Annotated in this window: 14 protein-coding genes; 4 read left to right on the forward strand and 10 right to left on the reverse strand. The window is 37.6% G+C overall.

Annotated features, from left to right (window positions below):
* Position 1 precedes the first annotated feature (1 nt).
* The 9 genes from PN497_RS01935 to PN497_RS01975 form a co-directional block, all read right to left on the reverse strand.
* A complete protein-coding gene (locus PN497_RS01935; RefSeq protein WP_096572225.1) occupies positions 2-472 on the reverse strand; it encodes a PAM68 family protein in 471 nt (156 codons plus the stop codon).
* A gap of 12 nt (positions 473-484) precedes the next feature.
* The gene (gene rpsO / locus PN497_RS01940; protein WP_096572226.1) at positions 485-754 is read right to left on the reverse strand and encodes a 30S ribosomal protein S15; all 270 of its coding nucleotides are present in this window, start codon (positions 752-754) and stop codon (positions 485-487) included.
* Between the two features lie 202 nt (positions 755-956).
* Positions 957-1,760 carry an SDR family NAD(P)-dependent oxidoreductase gene (locus tag PN497_RS01945; protein WP_096572227.1) on the reverse strand — a complete coding sequence of 268 codons (804 nt, stop codon included), beginning with the start codon at positions 1,758-1,760 and terminating at the stop codon, positions 957-959.
* Between the two features lie 79 nt (positions 1,761-1,839).
* Positions 1,840-3,357, reverse strand: a complete 1,518-nt coding sequence (locus PN497_RS01950) for a thioester reductase domain-containing protein (RefSeq protein ID WP_096572228.1) — start codon at positions 3,355-3,357, stop codon at positions 1,840-1,842.
* 2 nt (positions 3,358-3,359) lie between these two features.
* On the reverse strand, positions 3,360-5,030 hold the full coding sequence (locus tag PN497_RS01955) for a PfaD family polyunsaturated fatty acid/polyketide biosynthesis protein (protein ID WP_096572229.1): 1,671 nt from the start codon (positions 5,028-5,030) through the stop codon (positions 3,360-3,362).
* Positions 5,031-5,070: 40 nt separating this feature from the next.
* On the reverse strand, positions 5,071-5,193 hold the full coding sequence (locus PN497_RS01960; RefSeq protein WP_272109448.1) for a hypothetical protein: 123 nt from the start codon (positions 5,191-5,193) through the stop codon (positions 5,071-5,073).
* Positions 5,193-8,513 (reverse strand): type I polyketide synthase, encoded by a 3,321-nt coding sequence (locus tag PN497_RS01965; protein WP_272109449.1) that lies wholly within the window; start codon positions 8,511-8,513, stop codon positions 5,193-5,195. Before PN497_RS01965 ends, PN497_RS01960 begins: the two co-directional genes overlap by 1 nt.
* 18 nt (positions 8,514-8,531) lie before the next feature.
* Positions 8,532-9,884, reverse strand: coding sequence for a beta-ketoacyl [acyl carrier protein] synthase domain-containing protein (locus PN497_RS01970; RefSeq protein WP_096572230.1), 1,353 nt, complete (start codon positions 9,882-9,884; stop codon positions 8,532-8,534).
* 251 nt (positions 9,885-10,135) lie between these two features.
* Complete coding sequence (locus tag PN497_RS01975; protein ID WP_096572231.1) at positions 10,136-11,866, reverse strand: SDR family NAD(P)-dependent oxidoreductase; 1,731 nt, start codon at positions 11,864-11,866, stop codon at positions 10,136-10,138.
* A gap of 23 nt (positions 11,867-11,889) precedes the next feature.
* On the opposite strand from PN497_RS01975, the gene PN497_RS01980 reads away from it, so the two are divergent.
* Positions 11,890-12,012: a hypothetical protein gene (locus tag PN497_RS01980; protein WP_272109451.1), complete on the forward strand. Its 123-nt coding sequence runs from the start codon at positions 11,890-11,892 to the stop codon at positions 12,010-12,012.
* A 104-nt stretch (positions 12,013-12,116) separates the two neighbouring features.
* Here PN497_RS01980 and PN497_RS01985 read toward each other — a convergent pair whose 3' ends face one another.
* Entirely contained in the window at positions 12,117-17,537 is a 5,421-nt protein-coding gene (locus PN497_RS01985) for a type I polyketide synthase (protein ID WP_096572232.1), read from the reverse strand.
* 1,629 nt (positions 17,538-19,166) lie between these two features.
* On the opposite strand from PN497_RS01985, the gene PN497_RS01990 reads away from it, so the two are divergent.
* The 3 genes from PN497_RS01990 (at position 19,167) to PN497_RS02000 (ending at position 22,695) form a co-directional block, all read left to right on the forward strand.
* Positions 19,167-20,375, forward strand: a complete 1,209-nt coding sequence (locus PN497_RS01990; protein WP_096572233.1) for an ABC exporter membrane fusion protein — start codon at positions 19,167-19,169, stop codon at positions 20,373-20,375.
* Positions 20,376-20,470: 95 nt separating this feature from the next.
* Positions 20,471-21,649 carry an ABC transporter permease DevC gene (gene devC, locus PN497_RS01995; RefSeq protein WP_096572234.1) on the forward strand — a complete coding sequence of 393 codons (1,179 nt, stop codon included), beginning with the start codon at positions 20,471-20,473 and terminating at the stop codon, positions 21,647-21,649.
* Positions 21,650-21,690: 41 nt separating this feature from the next.
* On the forward strand, positions 21,691-22,695 hold the full coding sequence (locus PN497_RS02000) for an NAD-dependent epimerase/dehydratase family protein (RefSeq protein WP_096572235.1): 1,005 nt from the start codon (positions 21,691-21,693) through the stop codon (positions 22,693-22,695).
* Positions 22,696-22,874: the final 179 nt, after the last annotated feature.

Below are 22,874 nucleotides of genomic sequence, written 5' to 3' on the forward strand. Positions count from 1 at the left end.
ATCAGACGTTCTTTTTGCGTGTTTCTCGCCAACCTTCGACCATTCTGCCCCAATTGGTACTAAATTCACCAAAACCTAGTAAAGTACCAGGTCTTTCTATATCCCAAGAGGCGGAAAGTACACCGTAGGTTATGCCTAAAACCCCTAACCCAAATAATCCCATATTCACCAATAATACTGCGATGGGAGGTAATTGGACATGAGCGTAACTGACCAACAAATAGCTGACCACCAGAGTAGTAATACCTAAAGCCGTAGGTATCCCACAAAATGCAGCGACTCTGCGGATCATCCGCTGGCTGACCACTTCAGGAATCGCCATTTCCTCTTTCGTGTAAGGTGGTTGCTGTGGCGACTTTTGATTAGATTCCTGTGTTTTTACTATCGGTTGAGTTTTAGTTTTTACAGGTTTTTGACGCTTTTTATTTGGCTCAAAAGGTAAATTACTGCGTTCTGATCCTTCAGCAGACATAAGCAATAATTCCTAACCACGAATGCCCAGGCGAGAAATCAAAGCCTGATACTTTTCCCGGTCGTTTTTGAGAACATAAGCTAAAAGACGCTTGCGCTGTCCGATCATCTTTAATAGTCCTCGGCGGGAGGAGTGATCTTTTTTGTTAGCTTGCAGGTGTTGGCTGAGGCGGTTAATACGATCAGTCAACATAGCGATTTGGACATCCGCAGATCCGGTATCGGTTTCGTGTACTTGGAAGCCAGAGAGAATTTCTTGTTTGCGCTGTTGCGTGAGAGCCATGATTGATTAAACTTCGATTTTCGCTAAATGTATGCAGCAGTCTCTTATAATATCACAGCAATCAAAGTCTGTGGTAATTTTAGGTGATTGGTGACTGGTTATTGGTGATAGGGTTATTTACCTCCCCATCTTCCCCCTGTTCCCTACCCATGACTTTCGTTCTGTTTTGCGTAAGTCCTGAAGTATTTAATCGAACTGAATATTAGTTATTTTCTTGCATACTTCTAACAATTTTTGTCACCATCTTTCGAGGAAAAAATCTGACACTTTTCGCCAGAATTTGATTTAAAAGTCCGGGAATAACTATAGTTTGACCGCGCATTAAGGCATCATATCCCATCAAAGCCACAGTTTGAGCATCCATCATTTTTTGACCTTTCAACAATTTAGAATCTGCCATTCCTGTGCGTTCATGAAATGCAGATACAGTTGAACCTGGACACAAAACAGTTACTGTTACACCTGTACCTTCTAACTCATTAGCAATAGCTTCAGAAAAGGATAAAACATAAGCTTTAGTGGCAAAATAAACCGCCATTAAAGGACCAGGTTGAAAAGCAGCAGCAGAAGCAACATTTAATATTTTCCCCCTACCTTGCTTAACCATATTTTTGAGAAATAACTTAGTTAAATGAGTCAAACAAACTAAGTTAACCTGCAACATTTCTAATTCATGATTCAAGCTGGTTTCATTAAAAAAACCATAAGTACCAAATCCGGCATTATTCACAAGTACATCAACTTGAATATTATCTTGTTGCAATTCTGTAAAAATTTCGTTGGGAGAAGTATGTATAGATAAATCTTTAACAATAGTTTTGACAAGAATATTAAATTTCTCTTTAAAATCAATAGCGATTTCTAAAAGTTTAATTTCGTTTCTATCTACTAGGACTAGATTGTAATTCTCAGAGGCAAATATATAGGCTAATTGGTAGCCAATTCCACTTGCTGCTCCAGTAATAAGAGCAGTTTCTTTACACTGTAATTGACCTTTGATGTTCATATTATAAACTGGTGTTATTCAGCTAAAATTATTAGATTGTAAGGTGGGGAATGCCCACCCTACTTTTTTAAGACTATAATTATGCGAGAGTCAGGAAACCTGTTTGCATTAAATAGGAGGTGTAAGTGATTAATAATTGTGAATCAATTTGCGGACAAACAATAGAACTTCCTTTCAATGCTTCCAGGGTTTCTTCACAGCTAATAATTGGTCTTCTTGCTTGCAAATACAAATCAGGAATGGTGATTTGTTCATCAGACCAACGCTCTAATAAAAAGGGTTTCAGGGTGTATAATGGATTCTCTTGGTCAGTGACATTATTGATTAATTCATTTTGCCATTGTTCGTAGGGAATCATTTCTAATTTAAAGCCAAAGGTGCGTATCCATTCCACCAATGATTTTAAAGAAGCGGGTTGGGGATGTTGCAAATGGAAAGCTTGACCAATGGATTTTTCCTGTCTAGATAAGTAAACTACTGCTTTACTTACATAGTCTACAGGGGACATATCCAACATATAATCTACATCGGGAAAACATCCCATTTGTAGACAACCTTTAATCATTAAATTGATAAAATCATGGGTGTTACAAATCCCAGTTTGGCTATCTCCAGCAATTAAAGGTGGTCTGTAGATTGTAATCGGTAATCCTCTGTCACCAGCAATTTTAACTAACTTCTCAGCTACCCATTTTGTTTGAGAATAACCTAAGAAAATACCTTGCCAATCATCAAAGCTATCTTGTTCTTTAACTACCTTACCAGCGTAAGCGGTAGATTCAAAAACAGCAACGCTAGAAACGTAATGTACAGGTTTAACTTTGGTTTTGCAAGCTAACCTTAAAACTTCCTGAGTTCCTAATACGTTTGCTGCTTTTAATGCCGAATAAGGATAAACATAATTCAGCAAAGCACCACTATGATAAATGGTGTCAATATTGGCAGCTAAATTTTCAAATTGTTCTGCACTAATGCCTAAAAGTGGTAACGATAAATCACCAACAATAGGTATTAAACGCTCACTATATTGATCATCCCAAATGGCATACTGTTGGAGATTTTTAATTAATTTGCTCTTAGCTTCGGCAACATCAGCAGCACGTACCAAACAATAAATAGTTGCTGGGGTTTCTGTGAGAAGTTCCTTAATAATAAACGCCCCTAAATAACCAGTCCCCCCTGTTAAAAAGATGTTTTTAGGATTGGTAACAGCAATCGCATTATTACCCACTGGTTGAATAGTGGGATCTAGCACCACTTCCACACCTAAATCTAAAAATGGTACAGGAATATTGACATTATTAACAGTACCATTGCTGGAGTTTTCTAACTGGGCATTTTCGGGATTTTCTTCTGATAAACGTTGAGAAAGCGCAGCGATGGTGGGATAATGCCACAATAAAACCGGAGAGGGTTTAAAACCTAGTAAATTTTCTAATTTACTAATAATAATCATAGCTTGGGCAGAATCCAAACCATAATTTTCTAGATGTTCTTGAACGTCAATTTCTTCTGGTGTTGTCCCTAGCACTTCTGCTAAGTTAGACACCATAAAATCTTGAATTTGAGCAGCATTATAAGTAGTTGTTAAACTCATTTTTACATCTCCAATGTAGAGTTAACGGGTTGATATTGACTGTAAAAACTGGGAAGTTGCAAACCTTGGAATTTTAGGTTTTGAATACGATATAAAAAGGCAGTTCCTAACATAATGTGATTGGCGACATCAACAACATGACGGTTTTGAGGTGCTGCTAAATAAGAACCTTTTACCCAGTCGTTAAAACTGCCCATTGCAGGACCGCACCAAATTTGATAATCTACTTCTCGACCTTTTTCGCCGCTACTAGACCACCGAGAAGATAAACCTAAATACCAACGGAAAATTAAAGCCATTTTTAATTTAGGGTTATTCACAGCTTTACCTAATTTTTCAGGGTTTTTCTGTGATAAATAAGCGGCTGTTCCTTCCCAAACTTCGGCGATAGGTTTACGGAAGATTTGTTTTTCTAACTTCTCTCTTTCTGCTTGGGGAATCTCTTCAATTGAGTCATAAGCGCGATATAATTCATATAATTTTTGCGCCCGCATGGGAAACATTGTTCCCCGTTTTAAAACCTGTAATTTGACTCCCATTTCAAACATATCAGCAGCAGGAGCCATCATCATATCTGCCATTTCTGCTTGTGCTAATAACTTTTTGGTGTATTCACAAGCTCCCGATTCTATGCAAGATTGATTGATAGAACCAGTGACTATATAAGCCGCACCCATCATAAATGCAGCTAGGGCGGATTCTGGTGTACCAATGCCTCCTGCTACTCCCACTCTAATGGGTTTTTCGTAATTATATTTACCTTGAATTTCGTCCCGCAAACTAATAATTGAAGGTAGTAAACATACGAGGGGACGATTATCTGTATGACCGCCAGAATCAGCTTCTACGGTAATATCATCAGCCATTGAAACTTTGCTGGCTAAATTTGCTTGCAGTTCGGTAATTAATCCTTGGGCAAGTAATTCTTTAACCATTTTTTCTGGGGGTGGCTGCATAAATTTGGTAGCAACTTCACGCCGAGAAATTTTGGCAATGACTTTATTTTTGATTTCAATTTGATGATTAGAATTTAAACTTAATCCGGCAATGCGATAATAAACAATGTTAGGAGTTAAGTCTAAAAATGCCGATGCTTCGACAGTGGTAACGCCATATTTTAAGTATAATTCTACGGCGCGACGTTCTATTGCTGGTTCGTTGGGACTGTGAATTAAATTAAAAGCATAAGGTCCATTGGGTAGGGCAGTTTGGATGTTTTGAATGGCTGTTTCTAGGCGTTCTGGAGGTAAACCACCTGCACCAAATGAACCTAAAAGTTTTTGTTTTCCTAGTGCAATGACCATTTCTTCGGATGCTATTCCCCCAGCCATTGCACCAGTCATGTAGGCATATTTTACATTATAGGTGGAGAGGAAAGAGCGATCGCCAAATTGTTGCAGTTCTAATGCTGGTAATGATATTAATAGTTCTGCTTGTTCGGATGCACCGTTGTTAGCAGGTGTTAAATATCCGTCGTTGGTTACGCCAATGTTACCTGCTATTTTGACTATATGACAGGGTTTTTCTAGGGTGAGTAGTTTTTGTTTGATGGCGTTTTGTTCAAAGGCAATATAATCTAATGAACCTCTCCAAGCTTGGGTTTGATGTTGGGAAATGTGGAAGAAGGTAAGTCCGTTGTTGGGTTTGTTGAGTACCGTATTAAATGTTGTCACGGTAGTTATTTCCTCAAGTTATCAAGTTTTGTAGCTATGTTTATGGTTTATAAACCGCAAAGTTCGCAAAGTTCGCAAAGGTAAGAAAGGAAGAGATGTCAAGGGTTTTTTGTGGTTCTATTGCTTTGTGTTTTTTGCGTTCTTTGTGGTTAGTTTTATTCATTATTTTTCCTGTTGCAGTAAGTTTTGAGCGCAAGCTAATTGCAGTTTGATGATTTCGCTCATTTGTTGGCTGAAGTCTTTTCTAGCTTCTAAAAAGCTGGTGTGTGCTTTTGTTAATTTGGAGTTGTTGTTGGTCAGTTTTTGATACTGAGCTACTTTTAAATCGTTCATGTGAATTTTACGAAGTAATTTTTTAGGTGTGGGTTTTTGAGTGCAGGTTAATTCTGAAAAGTTTAATGCTTCTTGGGGTTGAAAACGGTTATCCATGAGCGGTTTTATGACCGTTTTTTCTGGTTCTGGGTAAATGTCTTGGGGTTGAATTTGGTAAGATGGTTTGAGAGAGTTAATGATTTTATACTCTCGATAATTGGTGTTTGATTCCGGTTTTTGATGTGTATCTTTTTGGAACAGTTGGCGGTTTTCTGCTTTTAAAATTTCGGCAGTGATAGAGTTGCCACCTAGTGTTACTTTTCTCAATGTTGCTTTGTTTTGTTTGGTGGTTGCTAGGGAGAGGTTATACAGAGGAGAAATATCTAATTTTACTCCATGACTGAGCAGTTTTGCTAATGCTTTGACTATTGATGTATGGTCATCTAAGCCACGACGATTTAAGGATACGGTAATGTGTTCTTGGTTGCTGAGAATTTTATCTATCCACCGTGAACAAATGCCACCAGCACCAGCTTCAATAAATACTTTTGCACCGTCTTGATAAACTCGATTGACTAAGCGAGGAAAGTCTAATTCCTGACATAATCCTTTGGCGATATTATGGGCAATTACTTCACTTTCTAAGGTAATTGGTTGATATTCTGCCGCAGAATAACAGGTAACTCCGGAAATTTTTTGTGCTGGTAAGTTGTTGAGTCGGAATAGTTCTGGGTATTCTGACTGCATCGCTGGAGCGTGAATAACGTGGTCAAAAGGTGCAGGAAAAGCGTTACATCCTAATTTTTTGATCACTCTTTCACACGCTGCTGGTTCACCGGCAATTAATACTTCTTCTCGTGTATTAATTTGGGTGAGGTAGACACGATTTTCACCTTTTAAAACTTCTCTAACTTGGTCAGGTGTAGACATTAAAACGTAGTTACTCCACAAATTATTATCATGATTTGCAGAATTTTTTGGTAGTCCCCAATACTCTCTGACAGCATTTTTTTGTCCTGATAATCTATCACCAAATAATGATGATGAGTTGAAGGTGTTACTTCCTTGATAGAAGTTGCTCCAAACTCCTTGGGCAACCATCATACTGGTTTCACCTAAGCTATAACCAAAGATATATTTGGGTTTAATTTGGAAGTCATCGCTAATAATTGTGGTGATGAATCTCGTAAAGAGCATTTCTGCTTCAAACATAGCCAGAGAATCATCTAACAATTTCTTTTCTAGTGTTTCTAGTTCTCTGGTAGTTAGTTTTTTCAGACTTCTGGGAAATACTAATTTTTCAACATCGGCTGCCCGTTTGTACAAACTTTTAACAATTACGTCATCAAAGGCTTTAGGAAATAGTCGGAATAATGTCCGTCCAATTCCTACATAAGTGTTAACAGCCGCAGGATAAACAAAGGCAATTTCGCCATTTTTTCCTAATGGTTTGGGTGTAAAATAACTACCAATGGGTGTCACCCAATCTTTGCCATTTACAAAGGCATTGGTTACACCTTTTTTGGCAGAATTGATTTCTTTGAGGAGTTCTTTGTGGTTGCGTCCGGTGATAGATAAGGTATAATTGGCGTTAGGTTGTTGTTGAAAATTGATAAATGTTTGACTGGCTGTGGTTTTCAAACATTCAGCAGTTTCAATGGTTTTTTCTAGGTTATTTAACGCAGTTAATAAGCTAGTTTCATCATTTCCATTGATAGGAAAAAGATGATAGGGGCGTGATTCTAAATATCTGCTATTGCGTTCTTCCTGTTGGGTTTCTTCTGATAAAATAACGTGAGCAAAAGAACCGTCACAACCAATACTGTTAATAGCAGAAATTCGACATTTGACCTCTTTTTGTAAAAACCAAGGTCGAGACTCGGTAGCAACATAAAAGGGGCTTCCTTCCCATACTTGCGGTGTTTTCACACCTGACCAGTTGGGGGTTGCTGGTATATATTTATAGTACAGACTCAGGGCAGTTTTGATTAAACTGGCAATACCAGAAGCCACGAAAGTATGACCAATATTAGCTTTGACGCTACCAATGGCACAGTGTAAACCATCTCCCACCGAAGGATAAGCTTGCAGCATACCCTGAATTTCTGCTTCGTCCTCTTGGGGTATGCCACTACCGCAGACTTCTAAGTAATTGACCTCTTGGGGTTGGATGCAGGCTTGTTTTAATGCTTGTTTGCAGACTTGATTGATGGTATCTGCATTTATCGCCATTGCAGGAGATTGACCAATACTTAAACCATCAATGACTGCATAGATGCGTTGATTGTTTTGCAATGCGGTATCATGTCTCTGCAAAACTACCGCACCTGCACCTTCTCCCACATTCCAACCGTCTGCATTTTGGTCAAAACTGAGGGTATTTATGCCTGTATTTAGTTTACCAAATTGACTTCTCAGGAAGACATTTTCTACACCCCCAGCTAAGTCAACAGCACCTACAACTACTGCTTCAACTTCGTGAGTTGCTAATAGCATTTCTGCTAATTCTAAAGCTTTAAAAGTGGCAGTTTCTACGGCGTTAATAGTGAAGGATGGACCAGAGAAATTCCACAAAGAAGAAACTCGACTGGCCATGATATTGCCGACATAACTGAGATATTCGCCAATATCAACTTGATGGTGAATGCTATCTTTTACTATGTTTTCTAGTTGGGTGATTTTTTCTGGTGGTAAGGCAATTTCCGCAGCATTCAAACCATCTTTTAATTGCCAAGAAGAATTCCACCGTTGTTGTAATTGATGTACAGATAATTCTATATCAGCGGCGATAATGACAGCGACATTACTATTAGGTTGAATGTTACCATCTTTGAGGGCGCGATCGCACACTTTTAATAGTAAAGTTTGCTGCGGGTTGAGTTTTTCAACTTCGTTGGGCGGAATTTTGTAAGCTAATGTGTCAATTTCAAAATCTTTAATGTATGCACCGTTGGGTACTGTTCCTGCTTCTAAACCGTAACCTTGCAATAATTTTTCTTGTTCATTAATCCCATGCCATCTTTTTTCAGGTAAGGGAATAAAATGTTGTTTTCCGTCGTAAATACTGCCCTCAAAGGCATCTAAACCATCACATTCCCCAAAAAAGGCATCCATGCCCACAATCGCCATTTTTGCCGCCATTTGCGCGTTCATTCTTTCTTGATTATTCATTATCTGACTTCCCCTTGCTCAAGAATTATGCTCAATAATTAAATGAGAGTTTGTTCCACCAAATCCAAATGCACTCAAAGCTACACGCTTAGTTTCTTTACTCGGCCACGGTGTGGCGGTTCTGACAATGTTTTGAGGCGATATCACATTATTTTCAGAACCCATCGGCTCACTGACATTAATAGTTGCAGGGATGACATTATTAGACATTCCTAAAATCGTTTTTGTAATCCCCACCATGCCAGCAGCAACGAGTAAATGACCGATATTATTTTTAGTTGAACCTACTAAGGGTTTGGCATTTTTCGCGCCAAAAAATCCTTCAATAGAGTTAGATTCGGTGGTATCTCCTAAGAGAGTGCCGGTTGCATGACACTCTAAATAATCTATTTCTTGGGGGTTAAGTTTTGCTTCGTCATAAGCTCTTTGATAGGCTGTCATTTGCCCTTGAGCATTAGGACTTAAAAGATGTTTACCTTTGCCATCATTAGATAAACCATTACCGCAGATTGTTGCTAAAATTTTGTCCCCATCTCTGACAGCATCACCATATCTTTTTAACATTAACATCCCAATGCCTTCGGAGGTAATTAAACCCCGTGATGACTTATCAAGAGGGCGACTAATGCCATTTTCTGGATATCCTTGAATACCTGAAAATAACATTCTTAAAAACAACGGATCTGAACAACTAATAGCACCAGCTAACATTAAATCTGCTTTACTTGATTGCAGATAATGGGATGCTAATTTAATGGCATAAAATGATGATGAACAGGCAGCATCTATACAAAAATGAGTTCCAGAAAGATTAAAAGCGCGGGAAATTATGGCAGCAGGTAAACCCGAAACCATTGCATTATAGGGTGATGCTTTAGCTGCGGTTAATGTACCACCTAAACGGAAATCTTTTTCCTGTAAAAGTTCACTAATTGCAGGTTCTATTGTTTGCTGATAAATAGGGGCAAACAATTGATTTGATGCTTTAGTTGGTAAAGCGAGAGTTCCTAAAATTACGCCACATTCAGAGAGTGCAGATTGATTTCCCCAATAGCCACTGTTAATAATTGCTTGTTTAGCTGCATACAGTGACCATTTAAAAGTATTGTCCAGACTTTGGACAAATTCCCCAGGTAAATTATATTCGTTGGGGTTAAAGTCAAAGTTACGGATAAATCCACCTTTTAAAAAGTAGAATTTTTCCGGTTTGCCTTTGGTTTTATCGTAGAATATGCTAGGGTCTAAACCTAATTCGGTTACGCTAATATCAGAAGTTGAGTCTTTTTCTGCGCTGAGATTCTGCCAAAATTGCTCAGGATTGTTTGCGTCTGGAAAGAGGCAGGATAATCCGATAATGGCTATTTTTTCCACTGTTGAAATCCTCGTTGGGGTAGGAGGGAAAGAAGTAAGTTTCTCACGCAGAGGCGCAGAGGCGCAGAGAGAGAGATTTTTACTTCTTTTCCCAAGTTTCTAAGGATTTACGCGATTCCCCCAAACGTGGTTCAAAGTTTTAATTGTAGGTTGGGTTGACGTAAGGAAACCCAACATGAGAAAAACCAACATTTTGTTGATGTTGTTGGGTTGCGCTGTCGCTTAACCCAACCTACAATTTCTTTATCTATCTATTTCTTACTTAACATTTTCATCGGCCAAATGACTGCTTTTGCTCCTAAAATGCGGGAGTATATTTTTCCTTCTCGACTATGTAAGATAAAGTTGGCTGTTACTCCTGTATCTGTTTTATTTTCTACTTCGCAGGAAACATAAAATGGTAAATTACAAGGTACTGCTAAAAATTGTTCTGAATACGTTAATTGTCCTGGTAAACATACTTCTTGATGAAAGTGGTTTAACCATATCCAAAGTGATTGGGTACTGATATCTGTGGTATAGGGATTATGCCATTTAACGGGAAATTGTCCTTGTGCTTGTTCAGATATTTCTTGCCAGCAACACTCGACGGTAATTTTATTAGGGTTAACATTTAATACCCTGGTAATTTCCTGGAAAGCTGGTCCATGAAATAAGGATGAATCGCCATTTTGATAAAATTCTTTACCTATAGTGGTAATGATGTTATCTTCTGTGAGATTCATGGCTTCATAGATTGGCGCTTCTGGCATTTTACCCACTACTCTGATGATAGCAGAGAAATGAAAATGGGTTTTACCTTGAGCATTTTTACTCAATATTTTGGTTTGAAATTCTATAAATTCACCATCAGCTTTTGATAGTTCTTGAATTTCTAAAATGTATTCATCTGCGAGGGTGGAATTAAAGGATATTCCCTTTAAGACTTTAAATTCTTTGCAATTTAAGTAGCGATAACCTGGATAAATTTCTTCACAAGCATGAATCATCCAAGACATGGCACAGGTAGCTGGTAATACTTGCACCCCGGCAATGGTATGATCATATAAAAAGGGATTTTCTGCTAATGTCATCCGTCTGCGGAGACGATAACTTTTTAGTTCGCTTTCTAGGGGTGTGGGTGGTAAATTCATGGGACTACCAATCACCACCTGGGATTGATTTTGAAAGGCGGGATGGAGTTCATTAACTAACATTTGTGTACCGATTTCTACGGGAATAATATCAATTCCACGTTCAGCAAATGCTTTTTTCAATTGTGGTGTCACCATCCCACTATCCCAACCACCCCAGTTAATTGCGACTACATGAGTTTGGGGATAATGTTTTTTAAATTGGTGGGCTGATTTGTTGAGAATTTCGTTAGCTATAGCATAATCACTTTGACCAATATTCCCATAAAAACCAGTCACGGAAGAAAACAAAACTAAATGCTGTAATTGTTCAGGATGAATGCAATTGAGTAAATTTTGTAAACCTTGAACTTTGGCAGTATAAACTTTTTCAAAATCCTCAGATGTTTTCTTTTCAATTAACTTATCTGCTAAATTTCCAGCACCGTGAATAATACCTGTAATTTGCCCCAACTTTTGAGCAACAGTATTAAGTTTTTCTCGTAATGCTACTGTATCAGTCACATCAACGCTGATATATTCAGCCTTTCCCCCTGCTGCTTCAATTGCGGCTAAAGTCTTTTTAATTTCTCTGCTGGAAGTAATTTGATTAAATATCTTTTGTACCATCATGGGTGTTGGTTTCTTACCTTGAGAAATCAAATTTTCCATGATGCGTTTTTTCAAAGCTGGTTCTTCTAAACAATCACGGGTATAATCTGGTTCTTCTGTAATTTCTGAACGACCTAAAAGAATGAATTTACAAGGTTGATTTTGGGCTAATTTAATTGTGCATTGTGCAGTGATTCCCTTTGCTCCACCACTGACAACAAATACAGATGATGGGCTAACTTGAAGTGTTGCTGTCATAATTCAACTTTATAATTGATTCTGTGTTGATGAATAAATTTATTTTTTTCTCACGCAAAGACGCAAAGGCGCAAAGAGAAGATTTATTGAACCACGAAGGGCGCAAAGGACACGAAGGAAGAGAGGAAGAAGAGAAAGAAGAATAGAGGTACTTAGGAAATAAGTAATATTTACCTTTGCGTCTTTGCTCCTTTGCATCTTTGCGCGAAACACAATTTCTTTGTGTGGTGGGCATTGCCCACCTTACAAGTTATTCGGCTTCAGCTATGAGTGTTACTCTTCCTTTTGAGCTATAACCAACTTCGCCAATATATCGGTTAGAATCGTACAATTCTCCCACAATATATTCTGCTGATTGATGTGGGTCTAAGTTGGGATGTAAATCAATTGCTCTCAAGAAGACTTTTGGCCATTCCCATCTCAAACTCTTGGTTAATCCAAATAATCCTGCGCCGATAATTCCGAAGTTTTCTGTGTAGTCTAATCCAAATGCACCGTCAAGATGGGCAACTGTACAAAAGCTGACTCTTCCTTCTAATTCTGCGGCTGTGGTCAGCGATTGTTTGAGATGTTTCGCCATTAAAAAGATGTGTTTGACAATCGCTTTTTCTGTTTCTGAATAGCCGAGATTTGCGGTTGTGAATTGTGGATGTAGGTGAATAAATGCCCCAATCTTTCCATGTTGAATAGTTATACTTTGCAGTAGTAGTTGTAGGTGTTCTTCACTCATGTTTGCTAAGGTGAGGCGGGTAACTCCTACTGGTAATGGTGACTGTTCTGGAACTATTGATTGGGGGAAACTCAAAACTACTACTTTCCAACCTTTTTCTATTAGCGCGTGGGCTAATTTTGTTGTAGTTAAAGAACCGTCATCTGTGATTAATCCAATGTGTCTTTCTGGGAGTTTATATTCCCAAAAATCAGGTCTGGGTAATGTTTTGAGTTTGGCTAGACGACGAGGTAAATTTGGGTCTGCTGGTAGTGGTGGGGTTAAGTCCACCACTTTTTTTATTGTTTCTGTTTGTGTTTCTATCTGGTAAGAATCAAGCTTTTTTTTTTCACCTGCCACCAGTTTTTGGAGGTAGTTAACTATCTGTCCAATTGTTCGCAGGTCGCCTAATTCTTCGATGTTTGGTTTGGGTAAATCGGGGTACGCTTCTTGCATTCCTCCTAATATTTCTACCCGTTTGATGGAGTCAATTCCCAGGTCGGCTTCCATGTCCATGTCTAGTTCTAACATTTCTACTGGATAGCCTGTTTTTTCACTGGTAATTCTTAACAGGGTTTCGGCTATATCCGGGTGTTTGGTACTGGGGACTGGGGACTGGGTAATAATGACTAAATCTTGTTTTACTTCCTCTATTTCTGTCACCTGTAACCTGTAACCTGTCACCTCTTCTGTCACCTCTTCTGTCACCTGTAAACTGTCACCTTTTACCTCATTTTTTACTTCTGAACTGTTAACCGTAACCTGTTTTCCTAGATATTCAACTATTTGCCCGATGGTGCGTTTTTCTGCCAGTTCTTCTAAGTTTGGTTTGGGTAAATCAGGATATAATTCTTGCAATCCTCCTAAGATTTCTACCCGTTTGATGGAGTCAATTCCCAGGTCGGCTTCCATGTCCATGTCAAATTCTAACATTTCGATGGGATAACCTGTTTTTTCGCTAGTAATTGCTAGGAGATTTTTACCTAGTTCATCAATATTAACTGCGGGTTTTGTTGGCTCAGAAATTAATGCTACAGGTGCAACTGGTTCGGGTTTCTTTTCTATTACAGGTTCAGCAATTTTTGTAATGGGAACTTGTTCTATTACAGGTGCAGTTTGATTTATAGGTTCTATTACTGGTTCAGGAGTTTCTACTATTTTGTTAACAGGAGTAACAACTGTTTCTGTAATAGTTGGTTCTGGGTTTTGGGGGATAAATTCCCGTAGACTTTGGGTGTGTGTTTCGGTAAATTGTGGGGGAATGACAGGTGTGGTTTCTGTACCGTCAATTAGTAATGAATATTCTTGTTGAATAAGCTGGAAGAAGTTTTTGGTGTATTCTACTTGTTCCCGCAAATATTGTTCATGGATGCGGAGAGTTTCGGCTTGTTGGTTGTGAAATTGCACCATGCTGCGCTCGAAACTTTCCATGATTGATTGTTTAATTTGGGCAGTTTCGGCAGCTTGACTGTTCATTAACAGGGCGTTTTGTTGCTGCATCAATTGGAAAAATGTTTTCGCATATTCCATTTGATGATTTAAATATGTGCCGTGAATTTCTAAGTTATCACTTTGATTATTTTGAAACTGGTTGAGGAGGTTTTCTAAACTTTCCAAAACCTGTTGAAAGTTGGTGTTTTTATCTGGTGTTTCCATATTCCCTCCTAGACTCTCTGCCAGCGCATAAGGCACTTTAGATAATTGTTCTTTGGTGGCTGGATTTAAATTTACAGGTGTAGCAGGATTCATCTGAGAAACTGTTTGCAAAGAAGTAATTACTGGTGTTTTCTTGTTGCCGTTACCGTTACCGTTACCGTTACCATTTCCGTTTCCGTTGCTGAAAGAAGTTACAGAAGTTACAGGAGTTATAGAAGTTGCAGAATTTTTAACTTCTAAAATCTTAGATTCTTCTAAATTCCGAGATTCTTTAATTTCTTGCACTCCTTGAATTTTGAAACCATCATTAAGTGCTTCGGTAAAGGCATTTTTGGTTTTATCGGAAACGTAGTTAATGCCTCTTAATTTAACGTTTAAGGCTTTTTTGGTTTCTTTGGTGGGTAATGTTTCTGGTAGTTGGTAGGGGTCAAGATTACCTAAAGCCATACCAATTACACGCAGTTGTACTGCTGCTTCTCTGAGAGAGCGATCGCTATTTTTCTGGGTGCTAGGATTGAGAGATATAGTAATATATGGACGCTCACCCAAAATATCTTTTACCAAGTTGGTAAGAATGCGTTTTGGTCCAAATTCTACGAAGCAATAACCACCGGCAGCATAGATATTTTCTATCTCTTGTTTGAAGTGAACTGAGCTAGAAAGATGACTTTCTAATACTCTTTGAATGGCGGATGGTTCTTGAGGATATTGTTTACCAGTAACGTTACTGAAAACAGGAACTTTGGGATTTTGGAAGGATACAGATTTTGTTGCAATGGCAAAGGATTTTTGAGCAAAGGCAATTAAAGGTGTGTGGAACGCGGCGGATACTGGCAAAGGAACAGCACCATATCCTAACTCTTGAAACTTCTGGTGAATTTTCTGAATTTCCGCAGTAGGACCAGCTAAAACAATTTGAGTGGGAGAATTGAAATTAGCGATCGCAATTTTCGGGAAGTTCTTCAGCACTGCTTCAACTTTGCTGATATCTTCTTTCACCGCTAACATACTACCTGCATCATGATCAGGATCTTTCGGTGCAGCCATCGCTTGACCTCTAGACTTAACCAAGTACAAATAATCTTCTTCACTCAACACTCCCGCAGCCCACAAAGCGGTTAATTCACCAAAACTATGACCGGCGGTAAAATCAGATTGAAACCCAGCTTGTTGGAAAATAGAATACAAACCAGCACTAAAAACACCAATTGCCGGCTGTGCATATTCTGTTCTTTGTAAAGCTGCAATTTGCTCGTTTTTCTCCGCTTCATTAAAAGTTGGATGAGGGAAAACAACTTCCGAAATAGGCTGCAAATTATCTTTATTTAACAACCCATCCATCAACCCATACAACCTTCTTAAAGTTGGGAAATTCATCACCACCTCTCTACCCATTTCTAGGTATTGAGAACCTTGACCAGAGAATAAAGCCACAACTTTTCCAGCTAATTCTATCCCAGAAGCACGGTAATAAATACCCTGTGGATGTTCCCAAGAAGTTGCAGATTGTTTATTTTTCAGTAAGTCAATACTAACTTTGAGTAACTTACAAGCCTCTGCTTTATTCTCAGCTACAAAACCAATTCTCGCCGCAGTTTTAGGAATACTTAGAGATTGAGATTCGAGAACCAATTGTGAATAATATCTATCACCATCGCTAGATTGCAAATTATTAAAATTTGCTTCTAACTTATTGATTAATTCACTAGGATTGGTAGCAAATAATAACATTTCACTTGCCACATTATGTAAACGATAAGCCTCTTGTTGCTCCCCTTGATATTCTTCCAAAACTACGTGATAATTAGTGCCACCAAAACCAAAGGAACTGACACCCGCACGTCTTGGATCTTCACCTGCTGCACGTATCCAAGGTCTAGTTTCAGTGTTTAAATAAAATGAAGAATTTTCAATATCAAGCTTCGGATTTGGTTCAGTAATATTGATAGTTGGTGGTAAAATCTTGTGGTGTAAAGCTAGGGCAGTTTTCACTAAACTTGCTGCACCTGCGGCGGCTTTTGTATGTCCAATTTGGGATTTTACACTACCCAAAGCAATATGCTGTTTCTTGTTATCATATTGACTAAAGAAACTGTGTAAAGAAGCAAATTCTGTAGGATCTCCCGCCATTGTTCCCGTACCGTGAGCTTCCATTAAACCCACAGTTGCCGGCGAAAAACCAGCATCATTATAAGCACGTTCTAAGGCTTTAACTTGTCCTTCTTTTCGTGGTGCATAAATACTCTTGTAGCGACCATCGCTAGAAGTACCAATACCTTTAATTACAGCATAGATTTTATCGCCATCTCTTTGGGCATCTTCTAAGCGTTTGAGAACTAACATAGCGATACCTTCACCTAACATCATCCCATCTGATTTTGCATCAAAAGGTTTGACATTTTCGCTAGGAGAAACCGCCGGAGTTTTGCTAAAAGAAATGTAAGCCATGATGGTGTTATCGGTATCCACACCACCGGTTAACATCATATCGCTGCGATGTTCTACCAGTTCACTAATGGACATTTTTAAAGCACCAAAGGAACTAGCACAAGCAGCATCAACTACACAATTCATACCGCCAAAATTGAGACGGTTGGCAATACGTCCAGCCACAACATTTGCTAACATTCCAGGGAATGCGTTTTCATCCCATTTAACGTAAGCACTCTTAATTTTTTCGACTATTTTCTGAGTATCTTCGTCAGATAAACCGCTACTTTTAAGAACTTTTTCCCACACAGGATATTCTAATCTGGCTGATAATGGCATACCCAATTGTTTAGCCATTGCCACACCTAAAATAACCCCCACATTCTCCCGGTTAAAATCACGAGATTCACCATAACCAGCATCTTCCATTGCTTCTTTAGCAACTACTAAACTTAATAGTTGCGAGACATCAGTAACTTCTAAAATGCTGGGAGGAATCCCAAATTCCATCGGGTTAAAATCAACTTCAGGAAGAAAACCACCACGTTTACAATAGGTTTTATCTTCTGGAGTTCTGGGGTTAGGATCGTAGTAATCTTTGACGCTCCAATGGGTTTCAGGAACATCAGTAATACAGTCAGCTTTATTAACAATATTTGACCAGTATTGTCTTAGGTTTCTAGCTTGTGGCAATAGAGAAGCCATCCCCACAATAGCAATAGGATTTTGTTGCAATTGTCTGTTAATTTTGTGAGTTGACATTTGATTTTCTGACTTCATTTTTCTTTCCTCTATAAACCTAATCAAATCCTTTTCACAACTGTTAATAAGGCTCTCTAACTCTGCCAAGGCAGTATTAATTGAATCAGCAGACATCATGGCATAGAGTAATTTTGAGGATTGTTAATTGTTGAGCTACAGAACTTACTTAAATTTCTGTGGCTTACACATAAATAATTAAGCCATTTGTTCTTACCAGTATTAGTTAATTTAGCTGTGTAAGAAATCAGGCATTTTCATCCATTAACACCACACGGTAAATACTGCCTTGATTTCCCTTTTAATAATTGGATTCTTTGGTGTTTTGATGTAATTGGCTAACACTGTAAACCTGAAACGATACTATACAATGTTGTCTTTCCTTTTCTTGTTTGTTTAGAGACATTATCAGTAAAAACTCGCGTGTGTGAGAAAAGAGAGCAGGATTTAGAAAACTCCATCCAAAGAACTTAGGATATTGTAGAAACTGGTAAAATTTTCTGAACTTGTTTGGTTACTAATTGGTTAGTAAATTGGTTAGTTGTCTGATCACGGTAGATATGATGTCAGCATTTGTGTGAGCATTAAATTACCAGTGATTAGGAAAACAAGTTAATATATTTTATGACATTCAACCAATAAAAGCTGCCAAACTCGTTACAGAAATAACATCACCTTGAATCTAAATTCATGCAATGTGAAAAAATACTTAAACGGTTTTATCGAGATAAGAACAGAGTTTGTTTATGGTATTTTTTCCTTTTTACTTGCAATTCATTGAATAATTGACTTGCTGCTTTTCATTATTGAATTAATACAAAGAATAGCACAATTTGAAAAAATAGAATAGTTCACAGACAGTAAGTTTTGAAAAATATTTTTGGCTCATGAACTCAGTTTTCAATATTCTATCAGGATCATGGTATATCCCTTTACTCGAATTTGGACAATAAAAGTTTTGTTTTAGGTGTGTTATTGTCATTTGCGCTTGCATTATCAAGAGTTTTAGAGCAACTGTCTTGTAAGCAACAAATCATTAAATACACACATTGTTGATTTGAACATAAATGTTTTTTTCTCAGAGAAACATGATAATTAGGCTGTGGTATTTGATGAATTTATAAGATAACTCAGTTTGTTACTCAAATTGGTTATTTATAAAGCAAATCTTAATTTAGTAGCTGTAATTAATTGTATTAAGACCACAGGAGGAACTTGTGATGGAATCTTTATATTTTGACAACATCAATCGTTATTTGATCACAAAAATACAGATATCAAAGTTGATTCATGAACCTCTTATGTCATGTTTTCAAGAAAATATATTATTTGAGTTATTTTCAGTAACAATAACAAATAAGTCCATTTACTTTGTTGACAAAATTCATTTTTTTTGGCAGAATTAGATTGAACTTTTACAGATTTTTCGATTCACTTCTCTGGAAAATCGTTCTATCGGAAACACAAAATTATTAGTTAGCTATCTTGTATTTCTCGCTACTTTATCAAAGGCTAATTAAAGATAAAACTGATGATACTTGCAAGCTAAATCACCGAGTTCAATCACTGTTGATTTTCCGGTTCATCTTGTTACCTGTAAAGATTGCAATAAACTATCACAACACTTCATACACACAAGTAATGCGACTTATCCATTAGCTAAACTTCAGATGATAAAGGATAGGTTATTTTAGGTAATTTGCGCTATTAAAACTATACCTGAGCAAAAATAACGGGAATAAAAATATGGCAGTAAATAAAGAAAGCCAACTATTAAAAAAAGCTACCAAGCAGTGGAAAATTATTCTAGTAGTTGCAACTGCGTTAACTGCTGGTTTAGGATCTTTCTACAGTTTTTCTCAATTAAAGGGAAAATCTAATTCTCCACTTCCCGCTACTGAAAACCCATCCTCTCAACCCACTCCTGTAAAATTTGCTGTCACTGCTTTAGGAAGACTACAACCCCAAGGGGAAATTACTTATTTATCTGCTCCTAATTCCATCAACGGTGTGCGTGTAGAAAAACTATTAGTAGCAGAAGGGGATGAAGTAACAGCAGGACAAACATTAGCTTATTTAGAAAACTATGAACGTTCAAAAACTGCAATCAAACAAGCTTTTGATAAATTATTAGTTGCTAAATCTAAACTAGCACAGGTAAAAGCTGGAGCAAAACCCGGAGATATTAACGCTCAAAAAGCAACAATTACTCGGTTAGAATCACAATTAAAAGGTGAAATTGCAGTACAAAACGCGACAATTAACCGCATTCAAGCTGAAGTAGAAAATGCTCAAAAAGAGAGCGATCGCTATCAGAAATTATACAAAGATGGCGCAATTTCTGCTTCCATTGCTGATGCCAAAACTTTACAACTAAAAACAGCCCAACAACAATTAACAGAAGCAAAAGCGACACTGCAAAGAACCAAAAACACCTTACAAGATCAAATTCAAGAAGCAACTGCCAAACTCAACAGCATCAAAGAAGTACGTAGTGTAGATGTGGCATTAGCAGAAAGTGAAGTTAAAAGTGCAGAAACTGCCGTTCAACAAGCCAAAGCAGATCACGAATTAACTTACATCAAATCCCCCATAGATGGCAGAGTATTAAAAATTCATGCCAAAAATGGCGAAGTAATAGCAACTTCTGGTTTTGCAGAACTTGGTAAAACCTCAGAAATGAATGTCATTGCTGAAGTTTATCAAACAGATATTCAAAAAGTGAGAGTTGGACAAAAAGCTAATCTTACCAGTGCTGCATTTTCAGGAAAACTACAGGGAACAGTCAAAGAAATTGGCTGGCAAATTGACAAACAAAGCATCTTTAGTCTTAACCCCAACTCAGATACAGATCGCAGAATTGTCGAAGTAAAAATCGCCATTGATAAACCAGCAGACAGCCAAAAAGTATCTCGTTTAACTAACTTGCAGGTAGACGTTGCTATTCAGATTTAGTCATTAGTAGGTGATTGGGAAAATTAACTAATGCCCAATGCCCCATGCCCAACTAATGACTAATATCTAATGAGTAATATCTAATAACAAAATATATGACCATCAAAATACCTTTAGCATGGCTACAGTTAGCCCAGCAAAAACTCCGTTTTGTTGTCGCTGTAGCCGGAATAGCCTTTATTGTGCTGCTGATGTTTATTCAACTTGGTTTCCAAGATGCACTTTATTCTAGTGCTACAGCAGTACATCAAAATCTCAAAGGAGACTTATTTTTAGTTAGTTCTCAATACAAATCTTTGACCTCAAATCAAAGTTTTAATCGCAATCGTTTATATCAAACATTAGGGTTTAATGGTGTAGAATCAGTTAGCCCGATGTATTTGCAATTTGCAAAGCTAAAAAATCCAGAAACAGGCGAGAAATATTCTATTTATGTCATTGGTTTTGACCCCGGTAGACCAGTGATGAATATTCCCGAAGTGGAGCAGAATTTAGATAAACTCAAAATTCCTGATGTCATGTTGTTTGACAGATCCTCACGCCCTGAATTTGGTCCCATAGCCAAAAATTTTGAGAGAGGAAATACAGAACAAAAAATAGAAATTTTCGCATTTGATGCCTTGCAAGGTTATCGAGTCAGAGTAGGGGGTTTATTTAGTTTGGGTCCCTCCTTTGGTGTCGATGGCAATTTAATTGTCAGTGACTCAACTTTTGTAAAAATCAATCCCCTTGTACGTCCATCAGAAAAAATAGATGTAGGTATTGTTAAACTGAAACCAGGTGTTGATCCCAAAGAAGTGTTAAAAAAATTGCGGGACAATATACCTAATGATGTACAAATTTTCACTCGTCAACAATTCATTGATTTTGAAAAAGAATATTGGGCTTCTAGAACACCCATTGGCTTTATTTTAAACTTAATGTTGACAATGGCTTCTGTCGTTGGCGTAGTCATTGTTTATCAAATTCTTTATAGCAATATTGCTACCCAATTTATTGCCTACGCCACCTTAAAAGCTATCGGTTATGCCAATGGCTATTTATTAAATGTAGTTTTTCAACAGGCACTCATTCTAGCTTTACTAGCTTATTTCCCAGGATTTATTATTTCAGTTGCTTTATATGATTTTGCTATGGAAGCAACTAAATTACCCATCGTGATGACTTCTAATAATGCCATACTTGTTCTTACCTCTACAGTTTTGATTTGCATCACTTCCGGCGCATTAGCAATTAATAAACTGCGCTCCGCAGATCCAGCAGATATTTTCTAAATCGTCAATAAATTAACTCAGAATATTCACTAATCAATACTATGGACATCAAAAACAAAACCATTCTCATTACCGGCACTGACGAATTTATTGGCTCTCGTGCAGCAGAATTAGCAATATCTCAAGGCATGAAAGTCAAAGGTTTACAAACTTCTCAAGTACAGGATAAAAACCTCCAAAACTTAGGAGTAGAAATTATTGTTGGTAGCATCACTGACGATAAAATAGCCCAAAAAGCTTGTCAGGGAGTAGACATTATTTTACACACTGCCCAACTAGCAGAAGAAGCAGGAGACATTAAAAGTTTTCGAGAAATTAATGTAGGAGGTACTGTCAACATAGCTAAAGCTGCTAAACAAGCAGGTGTGAAAACATTTGTTCATCTTTCCACTGTCTTAGTTTATGGCTTTAACTATAGCGATAATATTGCCGAAATAGGAACATTATCTAGTGATAATAACCCCTATTGTCAAACTAAAATTGAAGCAGAAACAGAAGTTTTAAAACTTAACTCATCCCCAGATTTTGGAGTGATCATAATTCGCGCTGGAGATGTTTATGGTCCGGGTAGTATTCCTTGGATAGTGCGCCCAGTATTAATGATGCGTCAAAAATTATTTGCCTATGCCAATGATGGTAAAGGTGTGATGAATCATCTTTATGTTGATAACTTAATTGATGCCATCTTTTTAGCAATAGAAAAAGAAGCTTATGGCGAAATATTTAATATTACAGATGGTGAAAAAACTTCTTGGAAAGAATATTTTATTCACCTCGCAGCAATGGAAGGTTTACCTGCTCCCATGTCCTTGCCTAAGGAAGAAATGAAATTGTTTCTTAAAGTGCGTAACCAAGGACAAAAACTATTTCGCAAAAAAGCTGATATCCTCCCAGAGTCAGTAGACTTTATGAGTCGTCCTTATGCTTATTCTATTGCTAAAGCTACAAGTTTATTAAACTATAAACCCAAAGTTGATTTAGAAGAAGGCATGAAACGTACTCATCAATGGTTACAAAAAACCGACATCCAAAAATTGATGAAATAAGTAATCAGTAATGTAAGTATTCAGCTATCAGTCATCAGCCCATAGCCAGGATTCAGGCGTTTTTAGTTCAGGAATGTTATCTACATCTATTTCTTTTGATTCTTTTTATTTCAATCTTTCATTTACATAGCTGATAACTGACGGCTGAATGCTTACTCAGTAATATATTTTTGTCGGGA

Origin of the sequence: Sphaerospermopsis kisseleviana CS-549 (assembly GCF_028329225.1) — a bacterium.
Taxonomy (GTDB): Bacteria; Cyanobacteriota; Cyanobacteriia; order Cyanobacteriales; family Nostocaceae; genus Sphaerospermopsis; species Sphaerospermopsis kisseleviana.